Genomic DNA, 12,375 nt, shown 5'->3' with positions numbered 1-12,375 from the left:
GTCCGGCGGCTCCACCTCGGCGGGGTCGTGGTGTTCGCCGACAACATGGTCTCCACCGGCCAGATCCGCGGGGTCAACGCCACGCTGCGCCGCGACGTACGCCGGCCGTGGCCGCTGCTCGTCGCCGTCGACCAGGAGGGCGGCGCCGTCGAGCGGGTCAAGGGCGACGCCACCCGGTTCCCGGCGTTCATGTCGGCCGGTTCCGCCCGCGATCCGTCGCTGACGCAGCGGGCGTACGCCGCGAGCGCGGCCGAGCTGCGCGGCCTCGGCTTCAACCTCGACCTGGCCCCGGACGCCGACGTGACCGTCGGCCCGGCCGACCCCACCATCGGCGCCCGCTCCGTCGGCTCCGACCCCGCGCTGGTCTCGGCGCACGTCGCGGCCGCGGCGCGCGGCCTCGCCGCGGGCGGGATCGTGCCGGTGCTCAAGCACTTCCCGGGGCACGGGTCGGTGCCGGCCGACAGCCACCGCACGCTGCCGGTCCAGGGCCGCACCCTGGAGCAGCTGCGCGGCACCGACCTGGTGCCGTTCGCCGACGCCGTGGCGGCCGGCGCCTCCGCGATCATGGTCGGCCACCTCGACGTCCGGGCCGTCGACCCGCGGGTGCCCGGCTCGCTGTCGCGCAAGGTCGTCACCGGCCTCCTGCGCCAGGACCTCGGCTTCGAGGGGCTCGTGGTCACCGACGCGCTCGACATGGCCGGCGTCGCCGCCGGACGCCGGCCCGGGGAGGTCGCGGTCAAGGCGCTCCGGGCCGGCAACGACGTGCTGCTGATGCCCAGCGACCCCGCGGCCGCTCGCGCGGGCATCGTGGCAGCGGTGCGCGAGGGCCGCCTGAGCCGCGACCGGCTCGAGCAGGCGGCCGCCCGGCAGGTCGCCCTGCTGCTGCACCACCGCGCCACCGCGGCGAAGGGCGCGCGGCCCGGCTCCGGGCGGGCGGCGTCCCGCGCGCTCTCGGCAGCGGCGGTCACGTCGGTGTCGGGTCCCTGCGAGGGCGCGCTCATCAGCGGACCCGTGGTGCCGATCGGCGCGCCGGTCGCGGTCGCCGGCTTCCGCGCCGCGGCCGCGGCGGCCGGCCTGGCCCTGGGCCGCATCGCCTACGAGAAGCCGCCGAGGCCGCCGAAGCGGGCCAAGAAGCGGCTGCGGCAGTGGCGCAGGATCGATCCCACGCCGGTCTACCAGGGGACCCCGCTCGCCTTCACCGGCTACCGCGGCGGCGCCACCGCGGCGCCGGTGGTGGTCGCCACCGACACGCCGTACGTCCTCGGCCGGGTCTCGGCAGGCGTCCGCCTCGCGACCTACGGCGAGACGCCGGGCGCGATGGCGGCGCTGGTGGAGGTGCTGGCCGGCCGGGCGACGGCGCCGGGACGCCTGCCCGTGCAGGTCGCGGGCGTGCCCCGGCGCGGCTGCTGACTCAGTACGGCGTGCTGCGGGCCAGGGCGAGGGTCCGGTCGAGCTGGAACGGCTGGTTCTGCATGAACAGCCACGGCCTGCCGAACCACAGGTAGCCGTCGACGTGCTCACGCGCCAGCGCGTTCGCGCGGGCGGAGAGGCCCCACGCGGGATCGGCGACGTCGGTGGTCGGCGGGATGCCCAGGGTGACACAGACGCGCTGGGCGGGCCGCGTGCACACCGGCGCGTGGTCGTAGCAGGTCCCCGTGGCCCGCGGCAGGTCGCAGGTGTCGATGCGGTCGTACTTGCGGTGGAAGTCCCCGGCGCGGAAGCCGCGACCGTTCTGGGTGGTGTTGACGACCACGGCCTTGCCGGGCATGCCGCGCTCGGCGAGCAGCCGCACCACCCGGGCGCCGAAGCGGACCTGGCGCTCGGTCGTGTCGTAGTGCGTGCCGTTGAGGGCGATGCCGCGGGCGTGCCGCACGCCACCGAGCCGGGCGATCCTCGCGGCCTTCGCCGGGTCGTCGTTCGGCCAGTCGGCGGCGCCGACCTCGACGTACACGCTGGTGTTCGGCAGGGCGCTGAGCACCCGGGTGCCGTAGCTGATCAGGCGCGCGTGATGCCTGGGGCTCCCCGGCGCGCACAGCACGAACGGGCCGTCGGGCTGCTGGACCACCGCGACGTGGGCGCTGCCGATGGCGGCGGCCAGCGCGTCGAACCAGCCCTTGTAGGCGGCCTGCTCGGCGGGCGTCGAGACCCGGCGGCACGCCTCCTGCTCCCACGGCTCCATGCGGAACGTCGCGAGCTGCACGAGCGCCTCGGGGTCGCCGGCCTGGGCGGTGGCGATGTAGCGGCCCACCACCTTCTGCAGCTTCTCGGTCGACCACCAGGAGCCCAGCCACGCCGCCTTGGGCTGCATGGCCACCCCGGCCAGCAGGGCCTGGTCCGCGCCGCTCGCGGCGCGGTAGGCGTCCAGGGTCGGGTCGAGGTCGGCGCGGCCCCACGTCCGGCCCGCGAGCGGGTTGTCGGCCGTGCGGCTGGCGTACGACGCGCCGGCCGACGGCGACCCGGTCGACAGCGACTCGGTCGGCAGGAAGGTGGTGGCGGGGGCGGCCAGGGCGTGGGCGACGGCGGGCACGGCCAGGGCGAGGAGGGCGCCGGCCAGGCTCGCGCGCGTCAGCACGCGCCGTCCTGCGGATCGGGGGAGAGTCGGCATGCCCCTGAAGGTAAGGGAGATGTCGGCGAGGCGTGGACGCTTCGCCGAAGTCAGTAGGGCCGCACCAGCAGGGCGGTGCCGTGCCCCTCGACGCGGGTGAGCACCAGGGTCGCCGTCTCCTCGCCCCGCAGCGCGAGCCGCTTGCGCAGCTGGTCGGGCACGACGTCGACGCCCCGCTTCTTGATGGTCAGGCTGCCGATGCCGCGCGCGCGCAGCGCCGCCCGCAGCGGCTTCTCGCGGTAGGGCAGCTCCTCCAGCACCTGGTAGGAGGTCGCGAAGGGCGTGCGGTACGACGCGTCGGAGGTGACGTAGGCGATCCGCTCGTCGAGCAGCCCGCCGTCGACGCCGGCCGCCACGGCGGTGACGAGCCCGGCGCGGATCACCGCCCCGTCGGGCTCGTAGAGGAACCCGCCGACGCCGCGCACGGGCCTCGGCCGGTCGGCGTACGGATCGTCCTCGGAGGTCATGGACGCCAGGCCGCCGACCCCGATCACGGTGGCCCGCCGGGCGGTGGTGGCGAGGGCGGGCGACCACAGGGCGGCCTCCTTCACCTCACCGCGCTCGCTGACCCACTCGGCCTCGACCCCCTCGGGCACCAGGTCGTGGGGGATGCCCGGGGCGACCTTGACCACCGCGCGTCCCCGCAGCAGCCCGGTGACGAACGACCAGGGCGGGGTCCAGCCCTCGGCGTCGAAGACCCGGCCGCGCGCCCCGCGCCGGGCGGGGTCGGCGAAGGCGGCACCGAAGCCGCCGACCGCCACGGTGGTGGCGTCGGCGACCCGGACGGCCCCGGGCAGGCCGAGGGCCTCGAGGTTGGCCCGGGCGACCGCCACGCGGACGGGGTCGAGGTCGACGCCCGCGGCGGTGAGCCCGGCGCGCGCGAAGGCCACCAGGTCGCCGCCGATGCCGCAGCCGAGGTCGAGGACCGTGCCGGCGTCGGCCGCGACCAGGCGCGCGGCGCGGTGGGCCGCGACCCGGGGACGCGTCGCCTGCTCGAGCGCGTCGGGGGTGAAGTACATCCGCACCGCGTCGTCGCCGAACTTGGCGACGGCACGCGCTCGCAGCTGCACCTGGGTCAGGGCCGCCGCCGACCGCTCCGGGTCGGGCTCGACCCTGCGGATCGCCGCGGCGGAGCGCACCGGGTCCCCGTCGGCGTCGGCCCACGCGTGGGCGGCGCGATCGAGGACCTGCTGACCGGCGCCGGTCAGCAGCCAGGCAAACGTCTCGGCCTCCACGCGCTCCATCCTCGCAGGGACCGCGCTGGCACTCAGACGTGCCGAGTGCTAGCGTCTGTGCTGGCACTCTCACAGCGAGGGTGCCAGCGCTTGCGAGCAGTGCGACCCCCGCGACGGCGCACCGGCGAGCAGGCCTCTACGTGCGGGAGCCGACCGGCTCCCTCCCAGTCGACCAACAGTGGAAAGTGCAGGTTGATCAGAAGTGTCGGTCAACATCAAGCCCCTCGAGGACCGCATCGTCGTCAAGCCCCTCGACGCCGAGCAGACCACGGCCTCCGGCCTGGTCATCCCGGACACCGCCAAGGAGAAGCCCCAGGAGGGCGAGGTCCTGGCGATCGGTCCCGGTCGCATCGACGACAACGGCAACCGCGTCCCGCTCGACGTCGCCGTGGGTGACAAGGTCATCTACAGCAAGTACGGCGGCACCGAGGTCAAGTACGCCGGGGACGAGTACCTCATCCTCTCGGCCCGCGACGTCCTCGCCGTCGTCTCCTGATTCCTCCCATCGCCCGGGACGTCGCACGGGTGGGCCGTTCGCGCCCACGCCGTGCGACGCCACCCGGGCGATGGTCTTGTCCGATGGAACCTCTTCCAAGGGAGCACTGAATGCCCAAGATCCTGGAGTTCGACGAGAACGGTCGCCGCTCGCTCGAGCGCGGCGTCGACAAGCTCGCCAACGCCGTCAAGGTGACCCTCGGCCCCAAGGGCCGCTACGTCGTCCTGGACAAGAAGTGGGGAGCCCCCACGATCACCAACGACGGTGTCACCGTCGCGCGTGAGATCGAGCTCGACGACCCCTTCGAGAACCTCGGCGCCCAGCTGACGAAGGAGGTCGCCACCAAGACGAACGACGTCGCGGGTGACGGCACCACCACCGCCACCGTGCTGGCGCAGGCGATGGTCCACGAGGGCCTGCGCGCCGTGGCCGCGGGCGCCAACCCGATGGGGCTCAAGCGCGGCATGGACGCCGCCGCCGAGGCCGTCGGCGACGCCCTGCGCGAGGCCGCCCGCGAGGTGGAGTCGCGCGAGGACATGGCCTCGGTCGCGACCATCTCCAGCCGCGACAGCGTCATCGGCGACCTGCTCGCCGAGGCCTTCGACAAGGTCGGCAAGGACGGCGTGATCACCGTCGAGGAGTCCAACACCATGGGCACCGAGCTGGAGTTCACCGAGGGCATGCAGTTCGACAAGGGCTACATCTCGGCGTACTTCGTCTCCGACCCCGAGCGCATGGAGGCGGTCATCGACGACCCCTACATCCTCCTGCACCAGGGCAAGATCTCGGCCGTCTCCGACCTCCTCCCGCTGCTCGAGAAGGTCATCCAGGCCGGCAAGTCGCTCTTCATCCTCGCCGAGGACGTCGAGGGCGAGGCCCTCTCGACCCTGGTGGTGAACAAGATCCGCGGCACGTTCAACGCCGTCGCGGTGAAGAGCCCGGCGTTCGGCGACCGCCGCAAGGCCATGATGGAGGACATCGCGACGCTGACCGGCGGTCAGGTCGTGGCCCCCGAGATCGGGCTCAAGCTCGACCAGGTCGGCCTCGAGGTGCTCGGCCAGGCGCGTCGCGTCGTCGTCACCAAGGACGCCACCACGATCGTCGACGGCGCCGGCGACTCGGGCGCGGTCGAGGGCCGGGTCAACCAGATCAAGGCCGAGATCGAGGCCAGCGACTCCGACTGGGACCGCGAGAAGCTCCAGGAGCGCCTCGCCAAGCTCGCCGGCGGCGTGTGCGTGATCAAGGTCGGCGCCGCCACCGAGGTGGAGCTGAAGGAGAAGAAGCACCGCATCGAGGACGCCGTCTCCGCGACGCGCGCCGCGATCGAGGAGGGCATCGTCCCCGGCGGTGGCTCCGCGCTCATCCACGCCGTCAGCGTGCTCGACGACGAGCTCGGCCTGACCGGCGACGAGGCCGCCGGCGTGCGCATCGTGCGCAAGTCCGCCGACGAGCCGCTGCGCTGGATCGCCGAGAACGGTGGCCTCAACGGCTACGTCGTGACCAGCAAGGTCCGCGAGCTCGGCGTCGGCAACGGCTTCAACGCCGCCACCGAGGAGTACGGCGACCTGGTCGCCCAGGGTGTTCTGGACCCCGTCAAGGTCACCCGCTCCGCGCTGGTCAACGCCACCTCGATCGCGGGCATGCTGCTCACGACCGAGACGCTGGTCGTGGAGAAGCCCGAGGACCCGGACGAGTCGGCCGCACCCGGCGGTCACGGTCACGGCCACGGCCACTGACCCCAGCAGCACGCACCAGCCACTGACCCGCCCGGGCTCCCCGGGCGGGTCAGTCGCGTCGGAGTCAGTCGTCGGCGGCCGTGGCGGCCGAGCGACGCTCGCGGTCGACCGCGCCCGCCGGGCCCTCGTGCGCCCCGGTCCCGTCGGCCTCCGAGGGCGGCTCGGCGAACACCACCTCCACCCGCTCGAAGCCCTTGTGCCGCTGCATGCGCGCGTAGTCGGTGTAGGCCCGGCGGTCGGCGCGGGTGAGGTGCACGTTGTCGGTGAAGGGTGCCAGCAGGGCCCGGGGATAGAGCTGGCGGGCGATCACCACGTTGACCTCCATCGCCAGCACCGCCATCACGGCGCCGATGTAGATGAAGCCGATGAGCCCCAGCACGACGCCGAAGATCTCGGTCATCGAGGTGGTGCCGACCAGGACCGCGGAGACGTACCACGCGCCCACGAGCTGGAGCAGCTGCCACAGCACCGCCAGCGTGAAGCCCCCGGGTGCCGCGCGAAGGAAGCTGTGCTGGCCCGTCGCCGCCAGGCGGAACAGCGCGGTGAGCCCGCAACCCACCACGAGCACGGTGAACAGGGGCAGCAGCCGCGTCAGTGAGGTGTCGACCCACTGGCTGAAGGCGTCGGTGGTGGTGGCCACCGCCGACACGATCGTGACGGCGAGCAGCGACGTGCCGGCGGTGAGGAACAGCATCAGGCTCTTCACCCGCGAGTAGATCGGGTTGGGCCGGCTGTTGCGCGGCACCGACCAGACGACGTGCATGGTGTTCTGCAGCGCCTGGCCGAGGCCGAGGATGCCGTAGAGCGCGGCCAGCGACCCGACCAGCACGCCGCTGACCGAGCCGCTCAGGCCCTGCGGCCGGCCGAGCTCGTTGCCGATGATCGGGAACTGGCTGAGCGCCGAGTCGAGGATGTCCTCCTGCCACGTCGGCCGGCCCTCGAGGACGAACCCGAGGATCGAGGTGCCGAGCAGCATGAGAGGGAAGATCGCGACGAAGGCGTAGTAGGTCAGCGTCGCCGCGAGGTAGTTGCCCTGGTCGTCGAAGAACTTGTAGACGACCGCGAGCGGGAACGACACGACCGGGTGACGTTCCTGGAACCGGTCGATCCTGTCGACCACGCCGCTCATGTGGCGAGGCTACTCACCCGCCGCACGGGCCGGCCGCAGCACGGCCGGCCGGCCGGCCCGCTCGCGCGACGCGGCCGGGGAGGTCGGGGCCCCACCGGTCTGACAGGCTGAGGTGTGCCCCCGACGACCACGCCCGCGACGTTCGTCGGCGCCCGGATGTCGCCGAGGACCGCGATGGTCGTGGTCCCGCTGCTGCTGGCCGGGCTGTCGATGCTCGGGCCGTTCAGCATCGACACCCCGTTCCCCGCGTTCAAGAGGATGGGGGCGGACCTCGACGTCACCTCCGACCGGATGCAGCTGGTGGTGAGCGCCTACCTGCTGGCCTTCGGGCTGATGAGCCCCTTCCACGGGCCGCTGTCCGACGCGGTCGGGCGGCGACCGGTGATCCTCGCCGGGTGCACCGTCTTCGCGGTGGCCTCGGTCGGCTGCGCGTTCTCCACGTCGCTGCCGATGCTGCTGGGGTTCCGGGTCCTGCAGGGGCTCAGCGCCGGGGGCGGCGTCATCGTCAGCCGCACCGTCATCCGCGACGTCTTCGACGGACCCCAGGCCCAGCGGCTGATGAGCCGGGTCATGATGATCTTCGGCGTCGCCCCGGCCGTCGCGCCGATCGTCGGGGGCCTCCTGCTGCAGGCCGGTCCCTGGCCGGTGATCTTCTGGTTCCTCGCCGGCGTCGGCCTGCTCCTCGTGGCCCTGGTGGCCGTCGCGCTGCCCGAGACGCACCCCGCCGAGCGCCGTACGCCGCTGGCGGTGCGGCCGCTGCTCGGCAGCCTCGCCGAGGTCTCGCTCAACCTGGCCTTCCACCGGGTGGCGTGGGCGGCCGCGCTGGGCTTCGGCGGCCAGTTCCTCTACATCGGCTCGGCGCCGATCTTCGTCGTCGACCTGCTCGGCCGGGGCGAGCTCGACTTCTGGGTGTTCTTCGTGCCGATGATCTCGGGCGTCATGCTCGGCGCCTGGATCAGCGGCCGCGCGGCGGGCCGCGTCCCCGGGCGGCGGCTGGTGACCTGGTCCATGGTCCTCGCCACCGGCGGCGCGGTGCTCAACGTCGTCCTCGCCACGCTGCCCACGGCCGCGGAGCTCCCGTACGCCGTCGTCGGGCCCGCGGTCATCGCGGTCGGCACGGCGGCGGCGTACCCCACGCTCCAGCTGGTGCTGCTCGACATGTTCCCCCGCTCGCGCGGTGCCGCCGTCTCGATGTTCACCTTCTTCGCGCTGCTGCTCAACGGGCTCACCGTCGCGCTGGTGACGCCCTGGGTCACCCACTCCGTGCTGACCCTGGCGCTCGGCTCGGCGGTCCTGGTGGTAGCCGGCCAGCTCTGCTGGGCGTGGCACCTGCGCGCCATGGCCACGCCGGTGCCGGCCAGCCGTCCGGAGCCCAGCGAGCCCACCGAGTGCCTCTGACCGCGAGCGACGCTCGGTCACGGAGGTGTGTGCGGCGCGCGTAGGATGGAGTCTCGTCCCCCCGGCTTGCGAAAGGTCGTCGCCGACCCATGACCGACGGTCTCAACCACGAAGGCATCCCCGACAAGTTCGCGGCCCTCGGCCTGACCTACGACGACGTGCTGCTGCTGCCGGGCCACTCCGACCTCAGCCCGGTCGACATCGACACCACCTCCCGCCTGACCCGCGAGATCAGCCTGCGGGTGCCGCTGGTCAGCGCCGCCATGGACACCGTCACGGAGTCGCGGATGGCCATCGCGATGGCCCGCCAGGGCGGCCTCGGCGTCCTGCACCGCAACCTCTCGCTCGACGACCAGGCCTACCAGGTCGACCTCGTCAAGCGCACCCAGACCGGCATCATCTCCAACCCCGTCACCATCGGCCCCGACGCGACCCTGGAGGAGCTCGACCGCACCTGCGGGGAGTACCGCGTCTCCGGCCTCCCGGTGGTCGACACCGACGACCGCCTCCTCGGCATCATCACCAACCGCGACCTGCGCTTCACCCCGGTGGCGGAGTGGGCGAGCACCAAGGTCGACGAGATGATGACGCCGATGCCGCTCATCACCGGGCACGTGGGCATCTCCCGCGACGAGGCGACCCTGCTGCTGCGCAGGCACAAGCGCGAGCGCCTGCCGCTCGTCGACGACGAGGGCCGCCTGACCGGCCTGATCACCGTCAAGGACTTCGTGAAGTCCGAGCAGTTCCCGCACGCGTCGTACGACGCCGACGGCCGTCTCATGGTCGGGGCCGCCATCGGCTACTTCGGCGACGCCTGGGAGCGCGCCACGACCCTCATCGAGGCCGGCGTCGACGTGCTCGTCGCCGACACCGCGCACGGTCACGTGCGGATGCTGCTCGAGATGGTCTCCCGTCTCAAGAGCGACCCGGCGACCCGCCACGTCCAGGTGATCGGCGGCAACGTCGCCACCCGCGACGGCGCGCAGGCGTTCGTCGACGCCGGTGCCGATGCGGTCAAGGTGGGCTTCGGGCCCGGCTCGATCTGCACGACCCGCGTGGTGACCGGGTGCGGCGTGCCGCAGGTGACGGCGGTCTACGAGGCGTCGCTCGCCGCGAAGCCGGCCGGGGTGCCCGTCATCGCCGACGGCGGGCTGCAGCAGTCCGGCGACATCGCCAAGGCCCTCGTGGCCGGCGCGGAGACCGTGATGATCGGCTCGATGCTGGCCGGCACCGAGGAGTCGCCCGGCGAGGTGGTGCTCGTCAACGGCAAGCAGTACAAGGCCTACCGCGGGATGGGCTCGCTCGGCGCGATGAGCAGCCGGAGCAAGAAGAGCTACTCCAAGGACCGCTACTTCCAGGCCGAGATCCTCAGCGACGACCTGATCGTGCCGGAGGGCGTCGAGGGCCAGGTGGCCTACCGCGGACCGCTTTTTGCGGTCGCGCACCAGCTCGTCGGCGGGCTCACCCAGTCGATGTTCTACGTCGGTGCGCGCACGATCCCCGAGCTGCAGGAGCGCGGCCGCTTCGTGCGCATCACGTCGGCCTCGCTGAAGGAGAGCCACCCCCACGACGTGCAGATGACCGTCGAGGCTCCCAACTACACCGGTCGCTGACCCCCGAAGTGTTCACCTCACCGTCGTAGACGGGCGGGGGCGGCTGCCCCTACGTTCGACACATCAGGGAATCGGGGCCCTGTTCACACACGGCACATGGTCACGAGCGCGGTCTCGATCCGATTCATCTCGGGAGAGGAAAACCGCGTGCGCACAAGCCTCGTGACGTCGATCGGCGTAGCCGCCGTCGTCAGTCTGACCATACCCAGCCTGGCCGGGGCCGTCGTCGCCGACGACGAGGAGGTGAGCCCCGGCCAGCAGCAGACACTCGACCTGGGCATCCAGGTGGCGCCCAAGGGGGCCGACGTGGCCGCCCGCAGGACGCCCTCCACCAGCCCCAACCCCTACCTGGCCAACCTGCCGGACGTCTCCGAGGCCGACTACTTCACCTGGAACAAGGCGATGCACGCCAAGGCGGACGCCCGCGCCGGCTCCGCCAGGCTGGCTGCCAACCGCCGTACGGCGTCCTCCCCCTCCGCCTCGGCGCTCCCGCCGCCCTTCGTCCACGACGAGGAGGAGCCGGCGGGCACCTTCGGCTCCAACGACACGGCCCCCGACGCCGAGCCGGTCCAGGACTTCGGCACGGCGGCCGCACGCAACAACCGGGTGCGCATCCTGGGCCACCTCGCCGACCTGCGCGGCACGGTCCGAGCCATCACCACGGCCGAGGACCAGGGCGCCATCCCGCTGGCCACGCCCACGGGCATCGTCGGCCGCGGTGCGGTCCGCACCAGCTCGGTGCTGGGCGACGGCCCGCACGGCCAGGCCCCGGGCGACGGCACCAACGACTTCGACTTCTACAAGGTCAACGTCGCCGCGGGGCAGTCCATCCTCGCCGACACCGAGGGCAGTGCGGCGGCGACCGACACCATCCTCGCGGTCTACGACGCCGAGGGCACACCCCTGGCGGCCGACGACGACAGCGGCACCGGCGTGCTCAGCAGCCTCAGCTACACCCCCGAGGCGGCCGGCGACTACTACGTGCTGGTCGCGGGCTTCTCGTTCGAGGGTCCGTTCCCGGCCGACCCGTTCGACTCGGGCAGCGGCAGGGGCGGGGCCGCCAAGGGGCCCTACAGCCTCGCCATCTCGGTGCAGCAGGTCGACGCCGACTGGTACGCCGTGCGCCTGCGCCCCGGTGACGTCCTGGGCGGGGTGGGCGAGGGCGGTGCGACAGGCCTGAAGGTCATCACCCCGAGCGGTGAGGAGCGCGTGGGTGGCGTCGGCACCGACGCCTCCTCGCTCTACCCGCCGACCTCGCCGCTCCCGGGCGGTGGCAACACCACGATCGCCTACGTCGCCGAGGAGGCCGGCTGGTACGCCGTCGGCGTCACCGGGACCACCGGCCGCTACGACGTGACCGTCGAGGGCTACCGTCCCGGCGCCCGGACCGACCGCACCGCGCGCACCCAGACGGTGCTGCTCGACTTCGCCCCCGGCCGCGTCAACGCGGCCACGTGGGGCGGGCCCGGCGTGCGCACCGTCTCCCCGTTCTCCTCGTTCGTGCCGAGGTGGGGCATCGCCCGCGCTGACGCCCGCAAGGTCGAGAACCGCGTCCTGGCGACGGTCCGGGAGAACCTGCGGGCCGAGCTCCAGACCGGCGGGCTGAACCCCGACGTCAACGTCGAGGTGCTCAACGCCCGCACCAGCCCCGAGCTGATCAACAAGGAGAACGTGTCGCGCATCCACGTCGCCGGCACGATCGCGGAGTCCGGGATCGACACGATCGGCATCGCGCAGTACATCGACCCGGGCAACTACGGGCACGAGGACGAGGCCATCGTGCTGCTCGACGTGCTCAGCGCGCCGGCCGGCCCGGCCTCGTCGCTCAACACGTTCCTGAGCGCCTCGAGCGACCGGGTCGAGTTCGTCTCGGCCGCGGTGGGCAACGTCGTCGCGCACGAGGTGGGACACACCATCGGCAACTACCACACCGACAACGCCGACGAGATCGGCAACGTCATGGACTCCGGTGGCGCGAACTTCGCGAAGAACCTGTACGGCGTCGGCCCGGACGGCATCGGCGGCACCGCCGACGACGACGACGTCCGGTTCGTCACCGACCGGTACTCGCCGGTCGAGGGCTTCACCGGCCTGGAGAACACCCTCAACGTGAGCGCCTGGGCCTACTCCGGACGCTGACGCTCGCAGCATCCCACCGCGGCC

General features: G+C 73.0%; 9 protein-coding genes. 6 read left to right on the top strand and 3 right to left on the bottom strand.

The window, feature by feature from the left end; all coding sequences use genetic code 11:
- A partial coding sequence (locus QZX64_RS07090; protein WP_295657946.1) for a glycoside hydrolase family 3 N-terminal domain-containing protein occupies positions 1–1,410 on the top strand: 1,410 nt, incomplete at its 5' end.
- A gap of 1 nt (position 1,411) precedes the next feature.
- Here QZX64_RS07090 and QZX64_RS07085 read toward each other — a convergent pair.
- Positions 1,412–2,605, bottom strand: coding sequence for a glycoside hydrolase family 6 protein (locus QZX64_RS07085; RefSeq protein WP_295657945.1), 1,194 nt, complete (start codon positions 2,603–2,605; stop codon positions 1,412–1,414).
- A 50-nt stretch (positions 2,606–2,655) separates the two neighbouring features.
- Entirely contained in the window at positions 2,656–3,849 is a 1,194-nt protein-coding gene (locus tag QZX64_RS07080; protein ID WP_295657943.1) for a class I SAM-dependent methyltransferase, read from the bottom strand.
- A gap of 193 nt (positions 3,850–4,042) precedes the next feature.
- Here QZX64_RS07080 and groES point away from each other — a divergent pair, with 193 nt between their 5' ends.
- Positions 4,043–4,336 (top strand): co-chaperone GroES, encoded by a 294-nt coding sequence (groES, locus tag QZX64_RS07075; RefSeq protein ID WP_116570841.1) that lies wholly within the window; start codon positions 4,043–4,045, stop codon positions 4,334–4,336.
- Positions 4,337–4,446: 110 nt separating this feature from the next.
- Positions 4,447–6,072, top strand: coding sequence for a chaperonin GroEL (gene groL / locus QZX64_RS07070; RefSeq protein ID WP_295657940.1), 1,626 nt, complete (start codon positions 4,447–4,449; stop codon positions 6,070–6,072).
- Between the two features lie 64 nt (positions 6,073–6,136).
- Here groL and QZX64_RS07065 read toward each other — a convergent pair whose 3' ends face one another.
- On the bottom strand, positions 6,137–7,201 hold the full coding sequence (locus tag QZX64_RS07065; protein ID WP_295657939.1) for a YihY/virulence factor BrkB family protein: 1,065 nt from the start codon (positions 7,199–7,201) through the stop codon (positions 6,137–6,139).
- A 114-nt stretch (positions 7,202–7,315) separates the two neighbouring features.
- On the opposite strand from QZX64_RS07065, the gene QZX64_RS07060 reads away from it, so the two are divergent.
- From QZX64_RS07060 to QZX64_RS07050, 3 genes are all read left to right on the top strand, one after another.
- Positions 7,316–8,599 carry a multidrug effflux MFS transporter gene (locus tag QZX64_RS07060; protein WP_295657938.1) on the top strand — a complete coding sequence of 428 codons (1,284 nt, stop codon included), beginning with the start codon at positions 7,316–7,318 and terminating at the stop codon, positions 8,597–8,599.
- A gap of 89 nt (positions 8,600–8,688) precedes the next feature.
- Positions 8,689–10,212: an IMP dehydrogenase gene (guaB, locus tag QZX64_RS07055; RefSeq protein WP_295657936.1), complete on the top strand. Its 1,524-nt coding sequence runs from the start codon at positions 8,689–8,691 to the stop codon at positions 10,210–10,212.
- A 147-nt stretch (positions 10,213–10,359) separates the two neighbouring features.
- Entirely contained in the window at positions 10,360–12,351 is a 1,992-nt protein-coding gene (locus tag QZX64_RS07050; protein ID WP_295657934.1) for a pre-peptidase C-terminal domain-containing protein, read from the top strand.
- Positions 12,352–12,375: the final 24 nt, after the last annotated feature.

This window comes from uncultured Nocardioides sp. (assembly GCF_902805925.1).
Lineage (GTDB): Bacteria > Actinomycetota > Actinomycetes > Propionibacteriales > Nocardioidaceae > Nocardioides.
Note: the sequence above shows the minus strand (reverse complement) of the source record. Positions and strands in the feature narration are given on the sequence as shown.